Annotated in this window: 30 protein-coding genes and 1 tRNA gene; 15 read left to right on the top strand and 16 right to left on the bottom strand. The window is 36.4% G+C overall.

Annotated elements, in window-relative coordinates:
• Positions 1-7: 7 nt before the first annotated feature.
• Together C5F50_RS08785 and C5F50_RS08780 are read right to left on the bottom strand one after the other, a co-directional pair.
• Positions 8-868, bottom strand: coding sequence for a Fic family protein (locus tag C5F50_RS08785; protein ID WP_179370984.1), 861 nt, complete (start codon positions 866-868; stop codon positions 8-10).
• 401 nt (positions 869-1,269) lie between these two features.
• Positions 1,270-1,611: a hypothetical protein gene (locus C5F50_RS08780; protein ID WP_179370983.1), complete on the bottom strand. Its 342-nt coding sequence runs from the start codon at positions 1,609-1,611 to the stop codon at positions 1,270-1,272.
• Between the two features lie 102 nt (positions 1,612-1,713).
• Between C5F50_RS08780 and C5F50_RS08775 the strand changes: the two genes are divergently transcribed.
• The 4 genes from C5F50_RS08775 to C5F50_RS08760 all read left to right on the top strand — a co-directional run bounded on the left by C5F50_RS08775 (position 1,714) and on the right by C5F50_RS08760 (position 4,703).
• Positions 1,714-2,454: a hypothetical protein gene (locus C5F50_RS08775; RefSeq protein WP_179370982.1), complete on the top strand. Its 741-nt coding sequence runs from the start codon at positions 1,714-1,716 to the stop codon at positions 2,452-2,454.
• Positions 2,454-3,554 carry a hypothetical protein gene (locus tag C5F50_RS08770; RefSeq protein WP_179370981.1) on the top strand — a complete coding sequence of 367 codons (1,101 nt, stop codon included), beginning with the start codon at positions 2,454-2,456 and terminating at the stop codon, positions 3,552-3,554. The genes C5F50_RS08775 and C5F50_RS08770 overlap by 1 nt, the downstream gene beginning before the upstream one ends.
• A 1-nt stretch (position 3,555) precedes the next feature.
• The gene (locus tag C5F50_RS08765; protein WP_179370980.1) at positions 3,556-4,164 is read left to right on the top strand and encodes a hypothetical protein; all 609 of its coding nucleotides are present in this window, start codon (positions 3,556-3,558) and stop codon (positions 4,162-4,164) included.
• A 353-nt stretch (positions 4,165-4,517) separates the two neighbouring features.
• On the top strand, positions 4,518-4,703 hold the full coding sequence (locus C5F50_RS08760; RefSeq protein ID WP_179370979.1) for a hypothetical protein: 186 nt from the start codon (positions 4,518-4,520) through the stop codon (positions 4,701-4,703).
• Positions 4,704-4,755: 52 nt separating this feature from the next.
• Here the strand turns inward: C5F50_RS08760 and C5F50_RS08755 are convergent.
• From C5F50_RS08755 to C5F50_RS08745, 3 genes are all read right to left on the bottom strand, one after another.
• A tRNA-Ile gene (locus tag C5F50_RS08755) sits at positions 4,756-4,830 on the bottom strand.
• A gap of 135 nt (positions 4,831-4,965) precedes the next feature.
• Positions 4,966-6,222, bottom strand: coding sequence for a hypothetical protein (locus C5F50_RS08750; RefSeq protein ID WP_179370978.1), 1,257 nt, complete (start codon positions 6,220-6,222; stop codon positions 4,966-4,968).
• 4 nt (positions 6,223-6,226) lie between these two features.
• On the bottom strand, positions 6,227-8,413 hold the full coding sequence (locus C5F50_RS08745) for a DNA cytosine methyltransferase (RefSeq protein WP_179370977.1): 2,187 nt from the start codon (positions 8,411-8,413) through the stop codon (positions 6,227-6,229).
• Positions 8,414-8,568: 155 nt separating this feature from the next.
• On the opposite strand from C5F50_RS08745, the gene C5F50_RS08740 reads away from it, so the two are divergent.
• A complete protein-coding gene (locus tag C5F50_RS08740; RefSeq protein ID WP_179370976.1) occupies positions 8,569-8,973 on the top strand; it encodes a very short patch repair endonuclease in 405 nt (134 codons plus the stop codon).
• Between the two features lie 613 nt (positions 8,974-9,586).
• Here C5F50_RS08740 and C5F50_RS08735 read toward each other — a convergent pair.
• The 3 genes from C5F50_RS08735 to C5F50_RS08725 form a co-directional block, all read right to left on the bottom strand.
• Positions 9,587-10,273, bottom strand: coding sequence for a hypothetical protein (locus C5F50_RS08735; RefSeq protein ID WP_179370975.1), 687 nt, complete (start codon positions 10,271-10,273; stop codon positions 9,587-9,589).
• Between the two features lie 114 nt (positions 10,274-10,387).
• A complete protein-coding gene (locus C5F50_RS08730; RefSeq protein ID WP_179370974.1) occupies positions 10,388-10,666 on the bottom strand; it encodes a hypothetical protein in 279 nt (92 codons plus the stop codon).
• A 31-nt stretch (positions 10,667-10,697) separates the two neighbouring features.
• Positions 10,698-11,024 carry a hypothetical protein gene (locus C5F50_RS08725; protein WP_179370973.1) on the bottom strand — a complete coding sequence of 109 codons (327 nt, stop codon included), beginning with the start codon at positions 11,022-11,024 and terminating at the stop codon, positions 10,698-10,700.
• Positions 11,025-11,302: 278 nt separating this feature from the next.
• Here C5F50_RS08725 and C5F50_RS08720 point away from each other — a divergent pair, with 278 nt between their 5' ends.
• Positions 11,303-11,947, top strand: a complete 645-nt coding sequence (locus C5F50_RS08720; RefSeq protein WP_179370972.1) for a prepilin peptidase — start codon at positions 11,303-11,305, stop codon at positions 11,945-11,947.
• A 54-nt stretch (positions 11,948-12,001) separates the two neighbouring features.
• The gene (locus tag C5F50_RS08715; protein WP_179370971.1) at positions 12,002-13,714 is read left to right on the top strand and encodes a hypothetical protein; all 1,713 of its coding nucleotides are present in this window, start codon (positions 12,002-12,004) and stop codon (positions 13,712-13,714) included.
• A 427-nt stretch (positions 13,715-14,141) separates the two neighbouring features.
• Here the strand turns inward: C5F50_RS08715 and C5F50_RS08710 are convergent, their stop codons facing one another.
• Positions 14,142-14,444 carry a hypothetical protein gene (locus C5F50_RS08710; RefSeq protein WP_179370970.1) on the bottom strand — a complete coding sequence of 101 codons (303 nt, stop codon included), beginning with the start codon at positions 14,442-14,444 and terminating at the stop codon, positions 14,142-14,144.
• A gap of 53 nt (positions 14,445-14,497) precedes the next feature.
• Between C5F50_RS08710 and C5F50_RS08705 the strand changes: the two genes are divergently transcribed.
• Positions 14,498-14,992: a hypothetical protein gene (locus tag C5F50_RS08705; RefSeq protein WP_179370969.1), complete on the top strand. Its 495-nt coding sequence runs from the start codon at positions 14,498-14,500 to the stop codon at positions 14,990-14,992.
• Positions 14,993-15,034: 42 nt separating this feature from the next.
• On the opposite strand, the gene C5F50_RS08700 is transcribed toward C5F50_RS08705, so the two are convergent.
• The 3 genes from C5F50_RS08700 to C5F50_RS08690 form a co-directional block, all read right to left on the bottom strand.
• Positions 15,035-16,087 carry a hypothetical protein gene (locus C5F50_RS08700; protein ID WP_179370968.1) on the bottom strand — a complete coding sequence of 351 codons (1,053 nt, stop codon included), beginning with the start codon at positions 16,085-16,087 and terminating at the stop codon, positions 15,035-15,037.
• A gap of 292 nt (positions 16,088-16,379) precedes the next feature.
• A complete protein-coding gene (locus C5F50_RS08695) occupies positions 16,380-16,607 on the bottom strand; it encodes a type II toxin-antitoxin system HicA family toxin (RefSeq protein ID WP_179370967.1) in 228 nt (75 codons plus the stop codon).
• Positions 16,591-16,809 (bottom strand): type II toxin-antitoxin system HicB family antitoxin, encoded by a 219-nt coding sequence (locus C5F50_RS08690; protein WP_218843326.1) that lies wholly within the window; start codon positions 16,807-16,809, stop codon positions 16,591-16,593. The genes C5F50_RS08695 and C5F50_RS08690 overlap by 17 nt, the downstream gene beginning before the upstream one ends.
• A 176-nt stretch (positions 16,810-16,985) precedes the next feature.
• Between C5F50_RS08690 and C5F50_RS08685 the strand changes: the two genes are divergently transcribed.
• Positions 16,986-20,129: a type IV secretory system conjugative DNA transfer family protein gene (locus C5F50_RS08685; RefSeq protein WP_179370966.1), complete on the top strand. Its 3,144-nt coding sequence runs from the start codon at positions 16,986-16,988 to the stop codon at positions 20,127-20,129.
• Between the two features lie 5 nt (positions 20,130-20,134).
• On the opposite strand, the gene C5F50_RS08680 is transcribed toward C5F50_RS08685, so the two are convergent.
• Positions 20,135-20,527 carry a hypothetical protein gene (locus C5F50_RS08680; RefSeq protein ID WP_179370965.1) on the bottom strand — a complete coding sequence of 131 codons (393 nt, stop codon included), beginning with the start codon at positions 20,525-20,527 and terminating at the stop codon, positions 20,135-20,137.
• A 97-nt stretch (positions 20,528-20,624) separates the two neighbouring features.
• On the opposite strand from C5F50_RS08680, the gene C5F50_RS08675 reads away from it, so the two are divergent.
• Together C5F50_RS08675 and C5F50_RS08670 are read left to right on the top strand one after the other, a co-directional pair.
• Positions 20,625-20,921 carry a hypothetical protein gene (locus C5F50_RS08675; RefSeq protein ID WP_179370964.1) on the top strand — a complete coding sequence of 99 codons (297 nt, stop codon included), beginning with the start codon at positions 20,625-20,627 and terminating at the stop codon, positions 20,919-20,921.
• 39 nt (positions 20,922-20,960) lie between these two features.
• Positions 20,961-21,956: a hypothetical protein gene (locus C5F50_RS08670; protein ID WP_179370963.1), complete on the top strand. Its 996-nt coding sequence runs from the start codon at positions 20,961-20,963 to the stop codon at positions 21,954-21,956.
• Positions 21,957-21,989: 33 nt separating this feature from the next.
• Here the strand turns inward: C5F50_RS08670 and C5F50_RS08665 are convergent, their stop codons facing one another.
• The gene (locus C5F50_RS08665) at positions 21,990-22,430 is read right to left on the bottom strand and encodes a universal stress protein (RefSeq protein ID WP_179370962.1); all 441 of its coding nucleotides are present in this window, start codon (positions 22,428-22,430) and stop codon (positions 21,990-21,992) included.
• A 664-nt stretch (positions 22,431-23,094) separates the two neighbouring features.
• Entirely contained in the window at positions 23,095-23,283 is a 189-nt protein-coding gene (locus C5F50_RS08660; RefSeq protein ID WP_179370961.1) for a hypothetical protein, read from the bottom strand.
• Positions 23,284-23,339: 56 nt separating this feature from the next.
• Here C5F50_RS08660 and C5F50_RS08655 point away from each other — a divergent pair, with 56 nt between their 5' ends.
• Together C5F50_RS08655 and C5F50_RS08650 are read left to right on the top strand one after the other, a co-directional pair.
• Positions 23,340-23,492, top strand: a complete 153-nt coding sequence (locus C5F50_RS08655; protein ID WP_179370960.1) for a hypothetical protein — start codon at positions 23,340-23,342, stop codon at positions 23,490-23,492.
• 237 nt (positions 23,493-23,729) lie between these two features.
• Entirely contained in the window at positions 23,730-23,870 is a 141-nt protein-coding gene (locus C5F50_RS08650) for a hypothetical protein (protein WP_179370959.1), read from the top strand.
• Positions 23,871-23,886: 16 nt separating this feature from the next.
• Here the strand turns inward: C5F50_RS08650 and C5F50_RS08645 are convergent, their stop codons facing one another.
• Positions 23,887-24,123, bottom strand: coding sequence for a hypothetical protein (locus C5F50_RS08645; protein WP_179370958.1), 237 nt, complete (start codon positions 24,121-24,123; stop codon positions 23,887-23,889).
• A 223-nt stretch (positions 24,124-24,346) separates the two neighbouring features.
• Here C5F50_RS08645 and C5F50_RS08640 point away from each other — a divergent pair, with 223 nt between their 5' ends.
• Together C5F50_RS08640 and C5F50_RS08635 are read left to right on the top strand one after the other, a co-directional pair.
• Complete coding sequence (locus C5F50_RS08640; RefSeq protein ID WP_179370957.1) at positions 24,347-26,173, top strand: VirB4 family type IV secretion system protein; 1,827 nt, start codon at positions 24,347-24,349, stop codon at positions 26,171-26,173.
• Positions 26,170-26,838 (top strand): hypothetical protein, encoded by a 669-nt coding sequence (locus C5F50_RS08635; protein ID WP_179370956.1) that lies wholly within the window; start codon positions 26,170-26,172, stop codon positions 26,836-26,838. Before C5F50_RS08640 ends, C5F50_RS08635 begins: the two co-directional genes overlap by 4 nt.
• The last annotated feature ends 22 nt before the right edge of the window (positions 26,839-26,860 follow it).

Here is a 26,860-nt window from a genome sequence, read left to right as displayed (position 1 = left end):
ATTTGAGTCACAGATATTTTTTGTTATTTTTGATGTAGAATTTTACAAACCATTTTAGAAAATAGATCTCATCATTTCTTAGATTGCCTCTTTCAAGTGCGTCATAGTATGATGTCCTGTCTGAGAACTTTATGTTAAGTGGAGGATAGTTGTGTTTGATCAGCACATAATTCATTATCAGCCTGGAAATTCTTCCGTTTCCATCTCCAAACGGATGTATGTTTCCAAAACGAAAATGAGCCAATGCAGATAAAATTACTGGATTTGTTGTTTTTTCTGATTTTTTATACCATGAATAAAATTCCTTTAGGAAGTTTGGAACAAATTTCCAGTGAGTAAATTTGGATTCACTGTTTGTGACAAACACATTATATGTTCTTATTATTCCAGCAAATTCTTTCATAGTTTTTTCAAACATTTCTTTATGCCAGTTCAAAACAATCTTTCCATTAAACTCGGGAATATTTTTAATCATTTTTAGGAAAATCGCATGATGTAGTTTTGCCTCTATCATATCTGGCTCGGATTTTCGGTTAGGGGTAAGTGAGAATTTTAACAAATCATAAGTCTCCCTTTTCGTTAATGTAGAGCCCTCAATTTTTTGAGTGTCATGTGTAAACCCAATTGAGAACTCGTCAAGAAATTTCTGTTTTAGTGTGTCATGCTGGCTATCATACCCTTCTTTAATGGAAATTAATTCTGGTTCGTATGTTTTTTTCAAAACATCCATCTCAAAATCTCTTTTCAGAATCTCGATATTATCCGGTATCGTCTTACCAAGATACTTTTCATATTGTTTTTTTCCAGTATTGTGTATGAGATAGTGAAATGTTCTTTTTCCTTTTTTTCTTTGAATCACTGACACCATAACATAATATAACCAGTGTATTATTTAATTCTTATATAAAATCTATTAAAACACTGGGTAATATTTTTATAGATCTTGATGTATACTAACTAGAAATGAAATATAATCCGCATGTGCATGTGTCGATAGTACTCATCGATATCTGGTTCCTGTGGCTTTCTTCCTGCCCTTAAATTAACAACAGGAAAAAGCCAGGCAAATCTACTCAAGAATGAACAGTGTCAAAAATTGGAATCGATGTATGACGCCAGAAACATATCTAGTGGCAGATTGTGATTGTAACAGATTTACAAAACAGAGTTATCCGAAGAGTTTTTCACTAGGGGTGATCATGAAACTAAAATATTTCAAATTGAAAATATTTTTTGCTAAATACAAAAAGTTATTTCATACTTGAAGAATTATATCTTCTGTTTTAATTTTGCAAGTTCTGGTAATGCCCACGCAAATTGGAGATATATTGGATTCTCATCAGTACTCTTCAACTCTCCTGTTTTGTTCATCCGTACTTCTATTATCTTCCCCTTTTTGTGATCTTTGATATACAACACATTACTGGGTTCTCCTATCACTTCCAAAAATGGGGCATATCTGTGTACAAGATCATCTTTCTCAAGATTCATTGCAAGATAATCTGACACCCAGGGACTTATCTTCAATGATGTTTTTGACTCGCTGTGTTTTTTTGATATCCTGTCAAAGACTTCTTCTCGTATGGTGATAGTCTTCCATCCCTCAGGCATATGGAATATTATGGAAAACTTCCATATAAATTAATAAATATTTTATGGAATTTTATGGAATAATTCCATAAAGATAATATATTTGGAGTCATTCTGTAAATTATGAAAAATGTTTCTAGATGTGCACCTGAACAATGGTTTATAGAAAGATCCTGTTACTGTTTACCTTCAAGCCTGATAACTGATGAGACCGGTGAGATTTTCTGCAGTAAATGCGGTACAGTTCAAGGAAGAGAAATTCTTCAAGAAACACAAAATTCATCACAACTGAATCTGTATCTTGAGACAGAGCTTGGCGGTCCATCAAATGAGCTGAATATATTGAACCCCAAAATTCACATCCATTCCTCAGATGTTTCACCACTTTCAAACATATGTGACAAGCTTACAATCCCGCAGTTTATCAGAAAAGATATCTGGAAAACATACCAGGTTCTGAAAAAAGAGACAAACCTAACAAAAGCAAAAGCATCATGTCTTGCAATATTTCATACGTGTCGAAAAAATAAATTCCCTCTTATTGAAAAACAAGTGATTCAATTAATCAAACTAAACTTCAATGTGAAAAACGTCCCAAACTTTCTTAGCGTAGTATCTGAGGCAAACTCAATCATAATTGAAGGGATTCCAGTATTGCAGAAGATTGGAATCAACACTAGCAGAGACCATTCAGCAGAATACTATCTAAACTCTGCATTGATTGCAATAAAAAATGATTTCACTGCTGAACAGTTTCAAATTATTAGGACGTTTGCTATCAAGGTATTTCCTAGACTTACTGGAAATTCTGATACAAATGCCAAAAAAGCAATATTGATTGCAAAAAAGAGGATTGGTCTTTAATGCAAGAAACAGTTCAAACAATCACGGTGTCATCATTGTATACACTTCCTGCAAATGTGACAAGCCCTACAAAGAAAATCATTGATCAGTATGCAAACATTGCATCAACCTTCCCTCAAGATTTGCCTGTAATTGAGGTTGGAAAGGTTAACGGAAAACACTACATCATTACTCGTGACGAAGTCTATCGTGCATGCAAGCAGATAGGTCTAGATGACGTTCAGGTAAACATTACTGAATATGATACATTAACTGATGCTGTAGTTCAGCATGTTCGCAAAAACAAGGACCCCAGTTCATTTGATCCACTTTTGGTGCGTGATGCCATTGACTTTCTTGGTGAGCGAGGAATTGATGAAAGCAAGGCAATACGTATGTTCTTGCTAAATAATACTGAAACTGAAAAGATTCTGCGACTTCCATTGGATGAAAAAACAATCAAAAAACTAAGACAACTCAACGAGTATCTTTCAGAGAGATTGACGTCTGTTTTCATGCCTTCTTACATTCCTGCCAAGATTGCAAAAATACCAATCTCAAAACAAAGTATTGCATCTGAAGCAATCATAGCCCTAATTATGATGGAGACCATATCTGATGCAAAATTTGCATGGCCTAATCCTGATGTTATAGATGTAACGTTAAGTGAATTTGCAGAAAAGACAGAAAAAAACCAAGAGGTAAAAATTGCAGATGTTGTGAATGTTGCAGAGATATCTGAAAACCATCTCAAACAACCAGCAACCAAACCTTCCAAAAAAACTGCGCAAACAGCAGCAAGCCTTACTAAGACATTCTCAAATATTTTGTACATTGAAGGAGACAGGGAGACACGCCGCAAACCAATGATTGTAAATACAAAAACTGGCAGAGTCGCAGAAATTAAAAACAAAAATAAAGTTATTACTCTGGTAGGTGATCTTGGATCCCAGGCATTTGTGTTTCCAAATGCGGCAGCAAAACATCTTGACTTGGGAAATGATGGAAACGCCTTTATGAAAAAATTTTCTAATACAGATCAGCTTCAAACCATTCTAAACAACGCAAAAAAGAAAAAAATCAATCTAAGCGGCGTGATATTTACAAACAGCAAGCTGTAAATTGAGATACACACTCACGCAAAAAACCATAAATGAGATTGACTGCATCATTCATAGAGGCTCCTGTGTTTTCAAAGACAGCTCAACTGAGAAAATTTTGAAATATGTTTTCAAGGGCCCGGTTACCTCCTTTCCAAATAATTTTGATCTGCGCCCTCTCAAATTATTAATCAAACGTGGATTGATAACCGTTGATGGTTCTACATGTGCCCTGACTGATTATGGAAGATATGTCGTTGTTGCTGGAAAATTTGGCATTCCTTTTTTGTCATTATGTGCATTATCTGAAATTTATGTAATGCAATCAAACTTTCCAAACCCAAAAAACGGAAGTTATCCAATACCGAGATTTTTAGAAAAACTGGATGCTGTTTACTCCCAAGCTCGGCTTAGAATGGCATCAACTGTACAATTAAGAAAGAGAGGCTACGTTTGCAGGAAATCATCAAAAAAAGTCTACATCCCACATTCTGCATATTTGAGGATCAAACAGCATGATCTGATTTTGCGAGAACTGCAGAAATGGTTTGTAGAGACTTGTGAGAAAATCGATGAGCTTGTAAATTGTGATCCAAACATCATGGCAAACATTGAAAAAAATATTATCTGAGTTGTAGTACATTTAGTATCGTGACTGCTAATTGCAAAAATTCCCGTCTGGTCAAAAAGAGTTCTCAGATGATCAGGGCTTTTAACTAGTGACTGATTTCTAGATCCATTATGACATCACAAAATTGAAAAATCATATTTTGAAAAAATAATACCACACAAGATTGCGTTGTGGGGCCGTTCTTTGCAGCAGAGACTCTGCTTCAGAATAGCCTAGAATTAGCAATCAAGAAGGTGCCAGAATTTGACGCAAGGATGTAGAACGGAAAGAGGGTAATCCACTTTCATGCGTTCAGGAAATACTTCAGGACTATAGTTGGAAACGTCTGCGGTAGAGACTATGCCGAGGCATTAATGGGCCACAGTTTCTATCTTGATACGTATTACCAATTACCTGAGGGCAAGAAGAGGGAGATGTATCTTGATGCTGAGCCCCACCTTACAATATCTGACTTTGAGACAGTGGAGAAGAACATCAAGAAACTTTCTGAAAAGATACTCAGTTGGAAGAAAAATTCAATGAATTGTTACAATATTTGAGAACTAATAGTATTGAAATTCCTATCTTCTAAAATAATAAAGAAAAAACTAATGGGCCCGATGTGATTCGAACACATGACCTTTCGATTATCAGTCGAACGCTCCAGCCAAGCTGAGCTACGAGCCCCAGATAATTAAAAAAACAATCCTAATTTAATACAAATGTTAAAACGTATTATTCTCTTTTAACCCTTCAACTTTTCCAGAACGTTCTGCTCTTGCCTCGACTGTATTTCCATCAATAATTTCTGTGGAACTTTAGTCATAATTCTGGTAAAGAACAAACCTCAGTTATTTTTTTCCAGTTAAAAGAAATATCCGGCTTTCCTTTAGTTTTTTCTATTAAAGACAAAGATCTCCATAATATGAACTCATATTTGAGAAATCCTACCCTACTAGTCTTGCCGGCATTTCTATTTGGATTTCGCTTTATCATGCCCCCTTTTTCATAATCATCATTCATTTTTGATGTGATTTCTTTTGTAGTCATTTTACCTCTGTACTCGTTGCATAATCCATCGATGTCAAAAATTAAGTCCAAATGACGTCCTGTTTCCAGTACACATTTCAAGAAATAATCTTGAAATATTTTGCTGTTAGGGCCGTTCATCAATCCCAAATGATAAAGCTTAACACCGTATTCAGTTAGATTTCCAGTTGACTCAACTAATCCAACATGCTTCAAAAATGTTACGAAGTTCTTTTTTAGAGAATTATAATAATTGTCGCCAACGAATTCTGTATTGGAATCTTTTTTCAATTTTGATATTGCTTCTTTTTGTTTTTCCCCTGACAACTTTTTTGCTTTTTTCAGGTTTTTCTCTAGAAACCTAATGTTTTTGCTTCCAGCTAAAGTCTTGATTACTTCGTCTCTTATGTCCTTGACATCAGTAGGTTCTAAGGTTTTTAACGAATTTGATTTGAATAGGTAATTTTTCCAACAATCTGCAAACGCATCACCTGGTACTTTACCTATCTTCTTGAGATAATAACAATGAAGTATCAAATGGAACAATGGGATTGGCAGATCTTGGTGTTTCGCCCAGAAACGGCCTTCAGATATCTGGTTAAACTTCTTTACTTCTAACAGACTATCTACATTGTGGATCACGGAAACTTCTGATGGGTGATCATTATCATAAGCAATCAGGCCTATGGGGAGCTTGCCTCCGACCAAATTTGAAAATAAATTCTTCATATAGTCTTGTAAGTCGAAGTCTTCCAGTTTTTTAGGGATGATTAAATATGAAATGCTACTGGTTTTCAAATAAGCTATTGATTGCCCCAGGCCAGTGAGAATCCCTCTCTTATTCTCTGTTGGGGGTTTGAATTCGAATGATACCATGATCTTGTTGCCATTATCATAAAATGCTGCATCCGGGGATGGAAAGGAAGCATCTACACCAGTTCGATAGAAGTTTGTTCCAATATTGCCGCAACATTTCCAATTACCTTCCTTGAACTTTTTCAATATGGAATCTGTTGCAGTCTTGGCTAAAAGATGATGATTTACTGACATTATTCTATTTCTCCAACATGGAATATTTAGCCAAGTTGGTTGCTCTGTCTGTATTCCAGTTTTTATTTACTACGGTTCGTAATCTCTCACCAACTATTTGTGCAACTAAACATGGAAATGCGTTCCCAACCTGGAGTCCTTGTTGTACTATTGGACCCACAAATTCGAAATTGTCCGGGAATGTTTGGATTCTCGCAGCTTCCCTTATTGTAAGAGTTCTATTAAGGGTGGGGTGAACTGGAAGAGCATTGTGGCCTGGGACGATTGTGTTAGCTGGTTTGTCCCTGTGAAGCCGCCTGTAAACACCACTATAGTTGGAAATCGGCTTTCCAGTTTTTGTTCCTATTTTGAGATTATCTGGTAAAGACTCGACATTTAGTTTTTCCCCCTCCTCAATGTATGAGAATCTCTTGGAAACAACTTTTGAGTGGCTTGGAACGAAATGATTCTTGTATCTTCCAACGGTTGATTTGTTGGACAAGTCATTCAGAACTTCGCCGACCGTCCTATGTGGAAGTTGCCATGATTCTGGGTTTTCAAAAAACTTTGGTTTCGGCCACGGAATCATCAAATCGGTTTTAGTTCCAAAAAGGATGAAACGTTTTCTTTTTTGTGGCACGCCGTAATCCGCGGTATTGATGATTTTGATTTCGGTTCTATACTTGTTTTTGGTGAAAAACTTTCTTATGGCATCTATGTAGGCCCCATTGCGTGCAGACATAATGCCAGGAACATTTTCCATTATGAACCAATTTGGTTTAACATTTTTTATTATGTTGGCGTAGGCGAAAACTAAGTCGTTCCTCTTGTCTGATTTAACATCATGTTTTCTTGTGTTAACGAATCTTCTTTTTCCGAATATCGAGAATCCCTGACAGGGCGGACCTCCTACTATTAGGTCAACTCCTTCCTTTTTCAACTGTCTAGATACTATCTTCTGATTTTCCAAAGATGACAGGTCCAAATTCAAACATTCATGGTGTTTGTGATTTAATCGGTATGCAGCAACAGCATGCTCGTCATTGTCAACTCCAAGTACACACTGAAGACCGGCAGATTCCAACCCCTGTGTAAAACCACCAGCACCGCAAAATAGATCTGCAAATTTCAAGGTTGCTCTACCTGATTTTGTCGGATTGTTTTTTGCACGTGAGAATGTTGTTCCTACATGAGCTTCACCATCAGGTTCGGTACCCTCGTATTTTGTCCCCATCATGAAATTAGATACGGACTCTGCTATCTTTGCTGACAAGAGAGGAGGCACGGCATTGCCAACTAATATGCATTGGGAGCGCCTGTCCCCATCGAATATGAAGTCATCCGGGAATGTTTGGATTCTCGCAGCTTCTCTTGGGGTTAGACTCCTATTCAAGGTAGGGTGAACTGGAAGAGCATTATTTCCTGGGACAATAGTGGATGAAACATCATTTCTGCTCAGCCTTGTGTAGGTGTTTCCGAAATTCTTCCGCCTTATTTCTTTAGGCAGATTTTCGGGCTTGGGCAATTTGCCACCTTCGGGTATAAGATTATACCTTTTTACCACAACTTCACTATGGTTCAGAGGAATGTGATTTGGAATTTTCTTCCTCTTGATTAAGTCATTTATCGCTTTGCCTACATTTTTGTACGATGTTATTTTTCCAAATGGATTGGCATTAGGCTGCGGAAATTTAAATGGGCGGTCAATTTTAGACCCCACAATTATTATGCGTTCTCTCTTTTGTGGCACACCGTAATCAGAAGAGTCAATCATACTATAGAAAATGTCATATCCTATTTCTAGAAATGAATTAACTATTTTATCGAAGAACCTGCCTTCAAACATTGTAAACAGACCCTTTACATTTTCAAACACAAAACATTTCGGTTGAACAGCGTTGACGATATCAACATACTTTTCAAAAAGATAATTTTTTGGGTCGGCAGAATTCTTATTTCCCATATTGGAGAATCCCTGGCAGGGTGGACCTCCAATTATCACATCGATCTTCTGATTCCCAATAGCCTTTTTAATTTCGTCTACCCTAAGCAATCTTATGTCTTTTTTTATGAATTTTGCTTCAGGGAAATTCTTTTTGTAGGTTGATTCAGCATGGGGCATAATGTCAGATGCGAGAACACAATCGAAACCAGCCTCTTTGAAACCTAGATCTAGCCCACCAGCTCCACTGAACAAAGAGATTATTTTCATAATTATGATCCGTATCTCGGTAGTTAAATTTTAACTATCAATTACTTCACTTAATTCCTTTTCTAGTTCGGCATTTATTTTTTTAGCCTCCCCGCGCCTTTACAATAGTTCTAAAGAAGGACAAAGTATCTAGAAGAGCATTCCCAAAGAAAACCGTGACTGACATCTTTACTCCGGAAAAAAGATCCTGGATAATGTCAAGGATCAGAGGAACCAACACAAAGATTGATCTTCAGATGAACGAGATTCTCAAAGGGCTTGGATTTCCGTTTCAAATGTATCCAAAGATGTTTGGCAACCCTGACTTTGTCCTAGAAGAGAAAAGAATAGCCATCTTCTGTGACGGGGATTTTTGGCACGGATACAATTACAACAACAAGAAAAAACCGCGACAAAAATTCTGGAAAGACAAGATTGAGAGAAACATGAGACGTGATGCTAAGATCACTAGAAAACTACGAAGGGATGGTTGGTCTGTTTTGCGGTTCTGGGAGCACGACATAGAAAAAAGAACAGGCATGTGCATCGATAGGCTTATCAGGAAAATTCTAGAGAATTAAACGCAAAACTTCGTCTAAGATACATTAGACAAACAGGATTTAAGTTCCAAATTTTTAAATTATTGTTAAAAGAAAAAGAAAGTCCTGTGTTTCTTTTCTGGAAGTGATATTTTCTGATTCAACTTCCTGATCCTTTTAATATTTGAATCTATACTATCATTAATTACATCAACATGTTTGCTTTTTGATTTCATCTTCTCATATTGTTCATTTTGTTTTAATAAAAAATCCCTTTCTTTGATAGGTTGAAATCTGATTTCTAGTATTGTGTTTCTTATTTCTACAATTGAATTTGGAATATCTATGAATTTAAAATCACTAACATCTATAACCCCTAATGCAAAAAGTTTTTTCTTTTAATTTTGAATAAACATTTGAAACAAGTTCTGGAGTAGCATAAGCATTCATAAAATGAAATGAGTTTATCTTGAATTTAATATTTACAATTCAAAAATTACAAAAATATTGCAATATGCATGTTAATTTCTTAACAATTATAAGCGAAAAGCATGTTTTATTACATTGTTTGGGTGTAGTATGTTTTTGGTGATGATTTGCGAATATGGTCAATAAGGGTTTCCCAAAATTTGGCATGTCACAAGATTCCCCATGATTAAAATTCATCTTCTCCTTGCATTCTGAAGTTATTTCGTCCAAATCGTTCTCTGTTCCTGTATCTTTTTTCATTTCTATCTCTTGCCCCATCTCTGTATCCTTTTCTATATCCGTATCTTTCTCCATCCTTGAATCGTTTCATGTATTCTAATCTAATTTTTTCATTCAATTCACCAATCTCTTCCGTAATTTTCTCTATCCTTGTTTCCGCAGATAATGAATCCGTTGCATCGTCAGGCTTTTTATCTTCATCCGGCACATGCGAGCCATCTCCTTTTTTATTAGACTTGCTCATAGCGACTCCCGACAAACCAAGAGCAACAACAATTGAAGTCAATCCAAGTATTGCAGCCGCAGAACCACCAATATCAGAAAATGAAGAGCCAGCGCGACCTACAGACGAACTAATATCAGAAGGATCATTACTTGATTTTGTTTTAGCAAATTCTTCCTTGCATTGTTCCAAATCCTTTGCAATCTTGATAGAATTATCTATGATATCGGTAGAATCTTTCACAAAATTCACTGCTTCACTAACATCAGTAAAACACAGTTGAGTTCCATTGTTGTTATTTTGCAACTCTGTAGTCTTGCTTGGATAATTTTCTTGAGCATAGGCTGGTTGTAATATTATTACACTGACGATTGCAAAAAGAACACAGTACTGTGAAATTTGACTTTTCAACAAGATTCATAGAATTGAATGTTAATAGAGTTTTCTGTATTTCATAAGTTAAGAAAATAAGGTTGGAAAGTTATGAAACAAAAAAATCTCTCAGGGGGTAAAATTTTAGATTATTTAATTATCTAAAAAAATACCCCCAAGAGGGGGAAGGACTACTGGTCCTCTAAAGATCCACCTAAAGTGATCCTTCAGTTGTATCGCAGAGACATGCTTGGTACTTCCTGATACCTTGATCTCATCTACAAGTCTCAGGATCTCCCGAAGTTTCATAGTCTTCAGCGCAGTCGTCCTTGTAACGCTTCTTCTATCCGTCAACTGCGTAACAGTTACTTCCCTGTTACTTGCAATCAGCAACTTGAGAAGTTCTATTCTTTCCTTTGCAGCACTTGACATGACTATCGGCTTTATGATGGAAATGTCATCTTCAATGATGTAGTTGCGACCCTGGCAAAGTGCAAAGCCCCTTTACAAGGTTGTACCGGTATCTTGCAGCCCTTTCCGGATCCTCAATAATCGGCTCTTGGAATCCATAACTAGATCCTCCAGTTCCCTCCGTCTTATCTGTAGGGACATATCTCTTTAGTCTTGCCAAGAGTTGTGCATGTTTCACAATCTTTAACATGACGTCAGGTGACTCCTTTGACTTGTCCCATATGATTTTTCCATTCCCATCTTGTAATGGAAATGACATTACTGCATTCCAGTATTCAGCAAGCTTTTTCTTGACTTCGTCAATCTTTTCTTCATACACATCATGTTTTCCACGATCTTCTGTTGCTCCTCATCGTATGTCAGACCCAGACGAACTCTCAAGAAAAACATCTTGGGTCCCAACTTGGCAATGAAGTTCCAGATGTTCTTTGATACCTCTACTGCACCTGCGATGATTGGATATAACTATGACAGCCAAGATTGTATATGGTTATTTGATGTGATGGTGAAATCAGGCATGAAATGAATTTGTTTTGGTAAACAAAATGACAAACATCGTAGATTAAACCATTTTTATTTATCTCAAATTTTGAATCCGTGTTTGAAACAGTTAGAATTGTCTTGTTGTTAATTCTGCTTGGAATTGTGTCATATTTTGATATCAAACAAAGAGAGGTATCAGATTATTGGTGGCTAGTTTTTGGAATTGCAGGAATCGGAATTTATTTTTTTGATTGGAAGGAACATTTCTCATACGATATATTGACAATCATTATCACGCTGGTTGTTGCATCTTTGATGTGGAAATTTTTTCCAATTGGCAAGGCAGACATTCTTGCATTTGTCTGTATTGGGGTATTGCTGCCTACTCTGGGCGGATTTATAATGGTTCCAATTGTACTCCTTGCAGGAAGTGCAGTTATTGCAGGAATATCGACAGTTTCTTACAATGTAGTTCTTAACACCAAAGACGGAATTGCTATGAGACGCAGTCCATTTTTTGCATTTGATGAATCAATTATCCGAAAATTACTTGCTTTTCTTATGATTCATAAAAAAAGAGACAGAGAAAAATTTTCAATATGTGCAGAACAATTCATTGACGGAAAAAAGAAATTTTGTCTAGGAATTAAGAACCCAAAATCTGAATTTACAAAAGATGGTGTCTTTGTGGAGTGTGGTGTCCCTTTGTTGCCATATATGCTTGCAGTGTGTGTTTTGCTAGTTCTTGCAATCCTGTGATCAAATTTTTTATTTTTTGGTTCTCCTTTAATAGAAACTCAAAATTTCTTCTTGTTGGCATACGGAATTTCATTCCACAAGAGACACGGCTTTGTATTTACCATTCCCCTTATGCTTGGAATTGGCATGATAATGTTTGGTGCAGTCATTGCTATTTCACAGACTTTTGTTGAGGTTGGTGGTCCTTTAGCACCCGAACTGCTCTCTGAGATGCCTACTTTCTTTGACTATTCTTCTGACACAGAAATGGCTGATACCCATGATGGTTCCCCAAATGAGCGTCTGCAACTTTACTATCTTCTGGTATTGGTTGCAACAATAATGCTGATAATTCTTGGCATGGTTGCAGGGATTGCCTGGTTTGCCGAAGATTTCAATCTGATGCAGCCAGGAACTGCATTTAAAATCATTACCAAAGTAATTGTCTTCCTACCTTTCTTTATGATATTTCCTTATGTGTGGGATCTGTATGCTGTCTCAATTGAGAATACATCATTGTTTTTGATGGATCCCTTTGATTCAAGTGATCCTTCCACCAGATCCCAGACGTTGTGGCAAGGCATGGGATCTGTACTCCCACCTGATGCATTTGATGTCAGTGCATGGGGCGCAGCACTTGCAGACCCTGGAACCGCAGGACAGGCATTGCTCAAAAATGTCTTCTTGGCATTGTTTAGGGGAATTGCTGTAATGATGATGACTGCAATGATGTTTGTATTATCTGCCGTTCGTCTTGTGCTGACATCTGTTCTGATAATTGCATTGCCGTTAATCCTTGTTTTGTCCTTGGTGCCATTTTTCAAAAAGGCAACAACTCTTCTTACTGACAATTTGATAGGTCTCTCCATTGCGCCAATATTTTCTGCCATGGTGCTAACTGCGGGACTTGCATATCTTGATTCGACTAATCTTCCTGCAATGCAGGACTGGTTTTCGACTTTGGCAGTAGGATTCCTGGCAGTATTTTTTCCTATCTTTTTGTCACCCATGCTGGGCCAGATGGCAACACATGTGGGACAGGCCATGCAGACTGCTATGCAAAGTGCTGCAATTATTAGCGGAACTGGGATACAGGGAATGGCACAGGGAATGGCCTCTGCATCATCTGCAATGGAGGGAGCTGGAGTAAACGTGATGGGTCATGCGGCAGGTGCCGGAATAGGCGCAATAGCTGGCAATTCAGTCTCATCATTGGGTCTTGGACAAGCAACATCAGGAATGGGGGGATTTGAGAAATTCAAGACATTAGCAAAAGGCGCATTGACTGGTGCTGCTGCTGGAACTGCAGCCGGTGCAATACATTCTGCAGGCAGTATTGCTGGCAATCCTGAGATGTCAAGGTACACTGCACGCTCAGTCATGAGTGCAGGGCAGACAAAGGCATTTGAAATTGGGCAAATGGGAATGGCAAACTCTGTCGTGAGAAATGTCAATCACAACATGATATCCATGGAGACTCTAGTAAATCCCGAGATTGTATCTTCATCATTTGGTTCATCATGTGTCTCGGCACTAATGGTTTCAAACCCCGGTGGGATGATTCATAGTATGGAAACTCCTTCTTTGTTGAATCTACCTCAAACACAGCAAGAATTGCTTGCACATCAACAGCAAAGCATTGATGGATTTGATCACATGTCTCCAAAGGTTCAAGAACAGATTACTGTTAAACTGGCAGAGCAAATAAAACAACACCCACAGTCTGCAAGTCGTATGCTTAATGATGTTAAATCGGGTTCTAGTGGAAAAAATACAGATATATTTTAAGATTGTAGGATGGTTGTTTTTAATGATTAGTTAAGCCAAATTGATTTTACTATCAAAACTGACCTTATCATAATAATTAACAAAAAATTCTGTTTTCAACCAACCATTTGATAATTCCAGACAAATTATTGTAGTCATAACATCTTCCAATTGAATAGAATATGTAACAACACTGAATGAAAATTCTTTTGATGTTTTTTTATATCTTCATTTGACATATTTGATTTACTTATTACTAGTATTTTGAATTGAGGTTTTTCCCCTATCTTGACAGAATCTATTCAACAATCAAAGATCTTTCATTTAAAATAAAAATCAAAAATTTTATTTTTGAAAGACATATCAAAATTAATCAGAAAGAATTAATTGTCAAGTCCAATTTTTTATAATGTTGTATTTTTTAAAATCTAATTATTTTGTTTCGTTTTTACTCAATCTTAGATAAAATTTTGGAGATACGTTTAGGTTCATTCTCATTCATTCCAATAATATATGATGCGCCAATTTTATCAAGGTATAATACTGCCATACTTTTTCCATCATCAGAAAGCAGTTTACGTTTCACAAGTTTTTGGGCAACAGATTTGAATCCTTTCTTTATTCTGTATACTGTTGAAATTTTTTGCCAGTTGATCATTTTTGAAAACTTTTCAATAGCAACATAGTTTTTCATTCCGATTATCCCTTTGTTGTAGGCCTGCAATATTATTGCGATCTCATAGTCATCCATACTGTATAATTATACAGTAAGTATTATATAACAATATTGTATAATTATACATAATGTCAAGAACAGATCTTGTTAGTGCAACTCTACAAATAATGAAAGCCATTCAAAATGGGGAGGCATACACATTAAACAAGATAAGTAAAAAGACAGAATTAAATTTCAGAACTGTACAAAAAGCACTCAATTTGATAGAGGCATGCCAAAAACAATTAGAATCGAAAAAGATCAACATAACACACTTGGGACACGCAACCCATATTCAGATGAAATCAAAAAGTGGAATAACCTCAATGCCTATGCATATACAGAAAATGTTAATCCGTACGTCTTACTATCCTACGCCTGACCGGAATGAAGAGATACTCGTATATTTGTTACAAAATGGTGCAACAAAAAATACATCAGCAATTCAAATGAATTCTAGTCCGATCTTAGATGAATTGGTTACAGCAGAACATGTAATCAAAAAAGGAAAAAAATACTACTTGTCAGATATGGGGGCAATCACTGCAAAAGGTGCAATGTCTCTTTATCCTGAATTGATATAACAAATACAGGATATTACTGATTAAAAATAATTAATTTTATTGTTATTTTCTATGATTAATTAATTTCAGTTGTTCCATTGGAACATCTGCATATGTTCCTCTTTTTACACCCACTTCTCTTTCTCTTTCAGTCAACATCAAACCTTTTGTTCCCATACTTAACCAAGCTTCTGAAACTGTTTCATATAACACAGATTCATCATCAGATTTTGACCATAACCTGTTTGTAACAATTTCATCAGTTAGCATTTCATCAGTCATTATGGGTAGAAGATGCCATACTGGATTTCCATCTTGATCTTTAGCAATTATTGCAGAAATTCCGTATTTGATTGTAATTTTAGATTCCTCAATAATGATTCCTGATTCTTTTCCCATTTCTTTGTCAAATTGAACTTGAATGTCTCTTGTTCTAGCTTCTTTCATTTGCTCAAATCTTTTATTGAAAGTAATGTATGCCTTTCTTGATGTATCGTAATAGCAATCATTCCATACATTTACAGAGTCAACTTCTTTTGGAATTACACTTGATCTAATGATTGGCATCTCTTCAATGGTCTTTCGCTGTTGTTTTATTGCATCAATCTCTTTTATCAATGGCTCCTTTTGATAATCAAGCGCAACTTTTTGCTCTCCGATTTCAACATACTCTCTTCCACTCAGATTGTCAAGCTGTGATTGTATCTCAGAGAGTTTTTGCTCTAATGGTTCTAGTTTGTGATTGTATGGCTCTAATCTACATTGCCTTATCATTTCCTTTACATCTCCAGTCAAGTCTACGGGATGACCTTCATGATCATCAGAAAAATTTGCAGAATAATTGTGTTTTTCAGATACTGCTTTTGCAAACTCGCCTGCCTTGTCTGTTCTAAACTCAAATGAAAAACTATCCTTCTTGTTTTCTATCCAGGATACGACAACTTTGTTTCTGTTTGTGTTAATTACAGATGTGATAAATTCATGTCTTAGGTCCATATAGATTCCTCTTCCGTGAATCTCTAAAATTAATCCAATTGTTGTAACATACAAAACCCCTCTTCCAGCAGGGGATTCAACAATTACTGCTTGTTCTTGTTTTTCCCCAGATCTTGTCAAAAGCGTCATGGTATCATGCCCTCAAATATAATGTGCCCCAGAGTTTGACTGTTTTTGATGTGTGGATTTGTATCTAAAATTTCAAATTTACCTTGTAAGATATTATTCATATTCTCCTTTATGTTCATGCACAAACAGGAAAGTCGATCCCGTTTAAGATTGGGTAATTATGAAATAACCTATTTGAGAAAATTGCCATATAAACGTGGCATTTTCTACAGGTATTTGCAATCTCTCTGCTTGATTCATTGTTTGGCATTTTACACAAAATGGTCTTTCATTATTGGACAAATTAGATGTATTTTAGAAAATCATCTTTTGAGATTTCAGCTTGTTCTAGTATGAGTTTTAGTGTTGATTCTTTGATTGGAGAATGTCTTGGTACTGGAACTATGTTCCCATTTTTGTTTTGTAATATTATGTGACTTCCTCTTTGCCTGTTTACAGAATACCGAATTTGCTTAATGCCTTTATGACATCTAGCCAATTGTGGTTTTTTAGACTCAATTTGTAATCTCAATGATGATTTTTTGATCTGGTTTGGTTTTTTCCTCAATGGATTCTAGGATTAGTGAAACTACTTCTTTCATGTTTGCTTCTAATTCCTCTAATGTGTCTCCTTCACTAATTGCTGCAGGCAATTCAAGGCATCGTCCTGTGTATCCTCCCTCTGATGATTTGATTACTTGTATGGTGAATTTTCGTGTTTCCATGTTATTCATTTTCTGTGTCTCTTTTGTGTATTTATAATTTTGATGCAAAATGACCTCCCGTATTTGTCCGACAGATGAATCGTCTACTTTTCTTGTTCTCTGATATATCTGTCAACAGTATGTGCAATTACATACCATGTAGTTCCTCTTAAATCAAATCCCAAATTTGTTTGTGATTTTTCAGCATGGGTTCAGATAAATGGCGACTAGGCAATTCCAAAAAACAAAACGGCCAGCTGGACCAGACAAAAGAATTCCTGGATACCGCAAATAAACTCCGATGTTCTCTGGTAACTGTGCCTGTCTCCATTAATGAGAAAACTGCAATAATTGCAGCTGGTGGGATTGTTGGTACTGGAATTCGCTCCTTTGAATTGTGGTGGGATGGACAAAAAAGAGAACTCAGCTTGGTTCTGGTTGCAGAAAAATATGATCTTGATAGTTTCAAGCAATCATTTTCCAACATGTATCCTAATGCTGGTTTTGCAGATCTTGGAGTTGTCACTCCTAACTGGTTTGATAAAAATGAGAACTACCAAATTTTTGACATTGGGACATATCACGGTCACTATGCTGCAGTCTTTGATCAAGCCAGGGCACACGAAATAATCACTCAAATCTCAAACACAATCCAGATTTCAAAATTTGCATGGATTCAATTCACTTTCAAATACCACAACTTTACCAAATTTTTCTTAAGGCATGTTGCACGATTAAATAAAAAATTTGCAGAAATCTCAAGCAAAAAGTATGTCAGTACAAAGGATTTGATATTCAATCCATACAAGGTACCTGGCAATCACCCAGAACTTCAAAGCGATTTTTACAACAACTACAATACATTGCTAAAACATTCAACAACAAAGATGCAGGGTTCTCATGCACTGATGAGTATTAGGGGATTGATTCAAAGTGATCATGAATTGGACTTGAATTTTGATGAAATAGAATCAATGCCAGTTGAGAGCATCATCTCAAACCATGAACGTCTTACGAAATACAAATACAGACACGGTGATTTTTTCACATCAAATCCAAAAAAACAAAAACATATCAAGATTGGAAAAAACAAAACAAAAAAACAAAGAATTGATATTTTTCCATCAAGACTATTGCCTGACCCTGCCCCTTGCATCTACAATGCTCTTGATGTGTACTTTGAGAAGGGAATTTTTGGTTACCGTGACAGAAAACCACTGCCCTTTTTGATTTTGAATCCGTCAGAGATTCCGCTATTCATTCACTTACCAACTCCTACAATTCCAAACATAAAGACCACGAGAAGTGTAATGGTGCCGCAACAATGGTCTGGAAAGATGGGAATTTCACTAGGATTATTCAAAAGAGGCGATGCTACAGCATTGGGCAGAAAACTAGGGGATATTTTTGGCCAACTAGTGAAATCAAGTGATGCACATGCTTCAGTAGTTTCCACTGATGATTTTTCAAGACACATGTATGCCGTAGGTGCAACAGGCACTGGAAAGACCTCTCTGATTAGACTCATCTCAAAGCATCTTGAAATGCTGAACCTTGATGGTACATTTCCGAATTCCTTTATCTATCTGGATCCTAAAGGCGATGACTCATTCAAGTTTTTCCAGCAGTGCCAAAAAGAATCCATTGATGCAAAACATGTACATTTTCTTGATCCTAGTCTTACTAAATTTTCAATCAATCCATTGGAGTTGCCTTTACACATTCCTCAAGAAAGAGAGCAAGTAGTATCAAGATATGTGGGTTATTTTATGGAAATTGTAAAGGAATGGTACGGACAAAACCAAGTCTTTGTTCAGATGGAGAGAATATTTCGGGCCCTACTGTATTATCTTTATACTGGAAATGATGCGCCTACATTCCTTGATATCCACAACATTGTAACTCGAATACAAGAAGACGGTGAGGATATACTACAAGAGATATTTCACTCGATTGGAAAACCAGATTCTGAAATGAAGCAGGCCCTTGAATCAATAGCTTCTATGAGGGGAGATTCATTTACACCATTACTTAACAGGGTTGAACAATTTGCGACAGATCCGATACTAAAGCAGATTTTTTGTGTGCCTCACGGAACTGTGAATTTTACAGACTTGATTTCTCCTGGCCATTATACCGTTGTAAGGGTCTCTGCATTGAACATACCTCACCATGTACAGCCATTGGCAATACAGGCATTTATCATAAAATTGTGGTTTACGATTCAAGAAAGAGCTGCAAAAGTACCTGATGAAAAAGACCGAACCCAAGTAGTATTAGCTTTGGATGAATTTCAGATTGTAAAAAACTTGCAGGTATTGCCGCTAATTCTGTCTCATGCTAGGTCTTATCGTCTTGGATTGATTCTTGCACATCAGACAACAGCACAAATCAATGACAAATTATTAGAAGAGATTACAGGTAACTGTGGAACCCAGTTTGCAGGAAAAGTCTCAGGTCGTGATGCTAGAAGAATCGCTCAGATATGGGACCCTCAGTTCTCAAAAGAAATTCAGCAACAATTGGCATCCCAAGAAGACTTTCACTGGACTATTAAGATGCGCGCAGAACCTGGCATAGAGCAGCCAGCACCTGCACAATTTTGGTTGCATTACCCGCCAAAACTAAACATGGATGATAAACAAAGAGATGAGTTCATCGAAGATCAGAGGCAAAAATATGGATATGGTATAGTTGAGGGCTCATTTTTGAACAAGGCACTCTCTCAAAATATTAGGTGGTATAGGAATCTGTCAGTAGAGTTTCGAGAAAAGCCTGAGTGGTATGTCCTGTTGATTCTAAGACACGATGCACTGAACCTCAAGTCCATTACAGAGCAATATCTTGATGGAACAACTGCACGTGATCAAGTAAAGAAGATACTTCGTTCGTTGATGAGAAAGAAGCTTGTCATCTGCACTGATTCAAGAAAAACACTCTACACAATTTCAAAGCAAGCTTACTCTACATATTTTGATTACTCCTTTGAGGATATTGGAACTGCCAACGACATTGAACTATTGGCCTCTGATATTGCAGAGATGTATCTAAAGAAAAAACATTTTGTAGCTGTAGCAAATCAAAAGGTGAAAAAAGGCAAGCTACGCACTGACCTCGTAGCATATCACTATGAGTCTGACACTCCAATCTCAGTTGAAATTGAATCATACAGCGAGGTTGAGAGTCATCCTGAACATGTGTTGCTAAACATGAAAAAATGGCCCGATCTTGGTTTCAAGCGTTGCCACATATGGTCTAGAAATCCGAAACTTCAAAGAATCTATGATGCCAAACTAAGTGATAAAGAAAAAAAGTTAGTTACAGCACTAGTCTACAAACCTATGAAATGATTTTTTTATTTTTCTAGTTGGTTTATTGCATCATCTAGCTTGTTTGTTATTTCTTCTGTATTGTCATTTTCACTATGTTTTGTCTCTTCAATATGTGCATCTGTACTTTTAATTGAATGCTCTGCAGGCATATCATTTTGTTTTACTGTTCTGTGATTTTTTGCATCCTCTCTTTTCTTGATAACACATTTGAATTGATGTGGCCTGATCTCTATTCTGTCTGAGTATGCATAAACCTTGAAAAAATCTGACATAGAGTTTGATGCCTGTATGACCGTCTTTGGAATTGTGATTGTTACGGGATACTCTGATTTTCTTTTAGTTTTTTTAATGATCGTCGAAAACAATATCTTATCTTCTGCCATACTTGATAATTCTGGCTCAGTTTTAAGCCACAAAATTAGTGTGAATCCGGCAACCTGGATTATGTTTGAAATTTGAGACGGAATTTAAGAGTCCTTGCTCTTTCATGTCTCAAGGCCCATGACACCTTGCATGCTCTGTAATGCTTCAAGTGTTGCATCCATACCTAAAATCAAAACTCATGGTCACTTTATGGTGATTCATCCTATGATCAGAATTTTGATCACAGGATTATCTGTTAAAAAATGTGAGATATGGGCCAAATTGTTGAAAACATATTTTCAAGATGATTCTGCAACGCAGAAAGTCTTGCAAAAAGTTCTTACCGTTTCAAAATTTGTTTTCTTGACTCAATATCTGGTGAAACGAGTAAGTGTAATTGTAAATATTTTTCAAAAAACCACTGCCTCCACGATAACATCTATTTGATGACATCATTCCATCTTTTATTGAACTCAAATTTGCTACATGTTGGAAAAAAAGCATCCTGCCATAATTCTTGTCTCTTTGTTGTTTTTCTCAATTTCAAATTCTTTTGCAGTTGGAATTGATGACATCATTGTTTATCAAAAACAAAAGGAATGGTATGTGGGTTCCAACCTGAATCCTGGAGATTCATTTGTTTATAGAGTTTGCGATGACAAGACTTTTACAAAATCAATGTTTGCAGAAAAATGTTATGCCATCCAACTTGATTTTTACGATATCTTTGACGGACCAAACGGCAAGACATGGATTGCTCAATCATTTGTTTCCTATGATGACTTTACAAAGCCAGGTATTTTTCAAATAGATGCAGACACGTTTGAAATTACTACTGACAATTCTAATTTGGAATTTGCGCAATCTGTAGAAAATACTTTGTTCAATATTGGGAAATTTGCAAACTCAAATTTTCCAAAAATATTACAAGTTGGCCAGTCTTGGGGCACTGTCCCATCTTATCTTACAGTAGATTCAGACATGATGGTTCTAAATGAGGATGTTACTGAAATTGGTCAGGAACCATTTGAAGTGTTTGCAGTGGGATACGACATCAAGGAAAGGTCCACCTACTCCATATCGAAACAATTCCCATTTCCATTGTGGGGACAAGTGTATAGTTCTACGGTGATATATCCAGAACCTGATTTCCTGTTTTCATTTGAACTTTTGGAATATGATTTTGGATCCTTAGAAAACACCAAACTGGAAATACAACTAGATTTGGAAAACCCAGTTATTTCAAATAATCCTGCCTTGATCGATGATGATATCCCAACAGATTTTGATGAGAGTTTGACAAACTATGATGATCTTATTTGTATTCCAAATGAGTTTGTGAAATTAAATTCTACTGGTTCCATTACTGTTGATGATGCAGGATGGGCAGAGATTGAACATCGTAGGTCACTTGACGATATTGAATCTGACATCATCCATGAGATTTTTGTACGTTCAATTGATGAGGTGTTTGAAAACTAACTTTATCGTTTTGCTTATCACGTAAAGAATATTTTATTTAACAATTAAAATAGGACAACTTAAACCTCGTAAGAGATACTGTGCCATTCTTTCATGATATTTCTCTTCAGTAGGCAATATTTTGGTCTGTCCTATAACAACTAATCCTATCTTATTTTCTTCTGCATATTCAGCAATTGTATCTGGAGCAAAAGAAGATTTCAGAATAACATGTTTTAGCGGTTTTTTTAGTTTTTTTGTGTCATATTCAATATTTTCTAACTCATCTTGGATAATTTTTCTCTCTTTTTCAAATTCATCTTTTTTGTTTTTTCTAAAAAAAGATGCAAGTGACGAAGATTCAATACATGTGATTAATGTGATTTGTCCATCAATTTTTTCTGCAAGATCCATTGCAGCCATTAATCCTCGTTTTGCACCAGAGGTAGCATTGTATGGAACCAAAATAGAATCAAAACTAAAATTATCACCCATAACAAAACAACTAGACAGGTTATCTAAATTTAGACTAGAGATGATTTTCAAAATCGATAATCATATGAGATCATGAATATTGGGAGATTTTTTTCATTTTTGACCACATAAAACATTACTGATGCATCCTACGGAAAACATGGATCAATATATAATACAATTTTTGTTATAATGTTTTGATAATTCTACAATAATGTGAGATTTGATTTTTACAAATGCGAGCGGGAAAGCCCTAACTCTTTAGAGTCGGGATGAAAGCGAGCACACCACAACTCAAAGCAAAGCACAACAATATTGTTAAATCTATCAAAACCATACCACTGCCAATAATGTCCGGTATGGAGATCCCCTACGTCGCACCGATTCGGTCTTTAGGGAATCACTTGAACACTCTGGACCTCTTGAAACTTCCAAAGGGAGGTTGAGAACACCGGTATTTGACATGTCGTCGTATCATGTTGAGCCACATGGTGTATCTCGATTGCATGCAGAAAGAGATGTATGCAAAGGGAGCACTGATACCCCCAGAATGGCAACGCAGCAGACGACTGTGGCCATAAAACTCGGCAACCGCTGGTTTCTGCAAAACCCGCTCTGATGGCAACAGATGAGGACGGAACCGAATGAAAAGCAGAACCCGCGATGCTTTAGCTAGTGGAGTATGTCAGGTTTCACTCAATGATGAAACATGACTCTTTGAATTCTCAAATGCTTTTTTCAGTCTTTGTTCTAGTTCTGCTTTTTTCTTAACATCGCAAACCCATTGTTCCAGTTGTGCCTTGATGATTAGTTCATCTCGTGATGGATTATCATTGCTTGCCTTCTTAGATTTTCTAATAGCAGTATAAATCATGACTTATCCTTATCTATCGCATGAGTCCTTAATAATATTTTCTCATACTACCATTCATGCCTAAACGAAAACTCAGCATTACCATGATGTCCGAGCTTTTTGACTGGATGGAAGGCGAAATTAAGAAGGGCGAATATGCCAATTATTCTCATGCAATAGAGTATGCAATGAGAAAATTAAGAGATACAAAAGAAAACCCAGAACAATAGATCAGCGAATAATTCTAATAATTAATGATTTATGAGAATAATACTTTGGGAAACAGGGTAAAATGCAAAATCTGCAACAAGACATTGCAGGGAAAAGGTTTTCTTAGACATCACTACAAGACAATCCACAAAAATGAAGTCATTAGCTACAAGTAGTAATTTTTAAAACAACGAAATGAATTCCACAATTGGGACATTTGCTATTACTTTATATCCCATATGTTCATACTGTATTACATGAGAAAACGTATAACAATAATGATTGATGATGATCTGGACAAGAAACTTAGAACACGTCAAGCAAAAACAATCCAAAAAGAGCAAACATCATGTAGTTATTCTCAAACTCTAAATGAAGCATTGCGAAAAACTCTCTGAACATAACCGAATAAAATTATAATTGAGAATCTTTAGAATCTAAAATTATCATTTCATCATTCATCAAGACATCAATTAACTCATATCCGACCAAATCCCTTTTCAGATAGTATTCAAGCTGGGGTTTTTCTTTCTCCCATGCAGATGTGTTTCCAGAACCAATTGCTTCATTTTGCATGTGTCTTGTAACCAATTCTATTTTTTCAACATCTTCAATGTTTGGAGGAAGTGAATAATGCAAATACTGCATCATGTCCTACCATAGATTGAATCCTTCTTCGCTCACATGAGGCTCCTGGATTATGTACTCCCCATCTTTTGTAATGTAGATTGTACATTCTCCCACACAATATTGATCAATTACATCAATTGGTAATGTTTGTGAATCAATTCGTGTAATGATAAATTTTTGGAGTTTGTCTTCAGACACACATGTAAATTTTGTCGACTTTAAAAGGAACCCATAGTTTAATTTTGTGAATTTAAAGAGATTCAAATATTTTTACACTGTAACTGCGACCAATTTCATTACACTTCCTGAGGAAAAACAAGTCCGAAAACTAGGGGAATTCTTTGACATCTTGCGTGTAATTGAGAAGGAGATTCACATCATTTTCTCAAGAAAGATGCTGCCAGTTCCAATTGAGGGTGTGATAACTGACATGCCAATCATTCAGATTCAGATGTCATCCCAAGAGCCACTTGATGACATCTTTGACAGATTAAAATTTGAATACTCTATTGATGAGGAACATGCATCCTATGAGATATCAAAAGAGCATCTAAGACATTTCAGGATTCCAAACAAGACAGGTCCTGATGCATATGGTAAATGCATGACGTTGTATTCAGTTCCATCATCTCTGCCTTCTGCCTGGATTCATTCAATTTTTTCTGCATGCAGTAGAATTGATATCTACATCACACCAATCACCCAAGACAAGGCAATCAAGATAATGGATTCAAAATCCAAGATGCTCTATGAACTTGCAACCAGATCCAAAAAAATTCTTGAGGAATGCCAAAAAGTTGATGCAATAAAGACTGCGCTTCAAAAAAGCCAGACATCATTATTTCATGTTGCCGTAAACTGTACAATCATAGGTCCAACAATGAGGGAGATGAAAAAAGCTGTCAAAGACTTTAGAAAAAATGCAAGTATTGCTGGTGGAAGATTCACATCAACTCCATCAAAGCAGGCTGCCATGATTAATGGATGGGGTGCAAGACTTTCAATGGATATTGGAAGCACTGCAATTCTTTATGCGTTTGTTTCAGCAGACATGCTGGAGGTTCCAAATGGTGTGGTGCTTGGAATAAATGTCAATACAGGTGCTCCTGTAATTTATGATCCTGCAAAAAGGACAAACTATAATTTTGCAATAATTGGCAAAAGCGGTTCAGGAAAATCATTTACTGTGAAAATTTTGCTCAAAAGATTGATTGAAAAATATCCTGATTGTTTTTGTTTTGTAATTGACCCGATGGGTGAATATTACAAAATAGCATCATATCTCGGATTGGATGCAATCCAGATTACTGAGAGTAAAGAGTTTGGATTTGATCCATTTAACATGCTAGAACCCCTTGATGCTGTGGATATCTTGGGGCAGGCAACAAAGGCACCGCCAGAAGTGATAAAGCTATGGCGCAGCCTTTTGGCCCAAAACATCAAAAACATTTCTGAACTATACGAATCATCTGATGAAAACGCGCAAAGATATCTTGTTGACCTTGTAAAGGGACCACTTTCCACAATCATGAAAGGAGAGCCCCAGATGTCAGATAAAATAATCATATCAATGAAAGGAACTGGAACCGAAGAGCACACCGTCTTGATTTTGTTAATGGCATTAAGCAAGGCATGGAAGAGAATTACGGAACTCCTGCCAACCAAGAAAAAGATTCTGCTAATAGATGAGGGTTGGATGCTTTTCAAAATGCAAGGGGCTGAAAAATACATTGACATGATAGTGAGGATGGGACGAAAACTAAACGTCACATTCATCTTTGTAAGCCAGAAAGTAGAAGACCTTGCCAACGAGAAAGGAGGGTATGGCAGAATCATAGACAACATTGAAACAAAGGTGTTGATGCTGATGGAGGAGGATGCCGCTGCAAAGGCTGGAAAAATCTTACAATTGTCCCTACATGAGGTTGATCAAATAACCTCTTTTGATGTGGGCAATGGAATCTTTATCACAAAAAAGCACAGGCTGCATGTAAAGTTTGAGGCAACCCCTGAAGAGAAGGAAATTCATTTCAACACTGCACCTGAAACGGAAAACCCATCAGAGCAATGAATCTGCAAAACAAGTACTATTTCCAGTTCTTTTGCAAGGATATGGGATTGTCTGAAAAAGAATTGCAAGAGAACATACAAAAGATGAGTCCAGGAGACAAGCTTATTTGCAACAAATTAACGTTGCACTTGACATCAATTAAGGAATTTCATCAAGAGACAATGTATGTTCTAAAATTATTTGATGTAAATAAAAAATGTATCAGAAATGGCCCTGCAATCCTTACAAAACCAAAAAAACAGAGAAGAGCATTCTCCACATTTATTGCCACAATAATTTTGGTTGGAATTTCAGTTGCAGGATCTGCAATAATTCTGCCCCTTTTGACTAGTTCCACTGATACAATAAACCAAAATACTGCATGCTATTTGGTAAATGTCAAACTGTACAAGATAACGTCTGCGTTCCAAGCATATTTCATAGCAAACCTTCAGAACTCAGGCAACATCTACGTAACTGATGTCTCAATAACATTTGCTGATGATTTGAATGCAAAATACGGATTTTATGAGAACTCTTTGACACTCTTGCCTGGAACAAGTCTTGTGAAAAACCAAACCTTTGCAGGAACCATTACAAAAGGGAATTCCTACATTGTAGATGCTAATATCATTGCAGAAGATGGTTCCAAAGCAAGTTGCATTCAGGTAGTAACTGCAAGATAATGTGACCTTATTTTATATTCAC

The organism is Nitrosopumilus ureiphilus (genome assembly GCF_013407185.1).
Classification (GTDB): Archaea; Thermoproteota; Nitrososphaeria; order Nitrososphaerales; family Nitrosopumilaceae; genus Nitrosopumilus; species Nitrosopumilus ureiphilus.
This window is presented reverse-complemented; position numbering and strand designations above follow the sequence as displayed.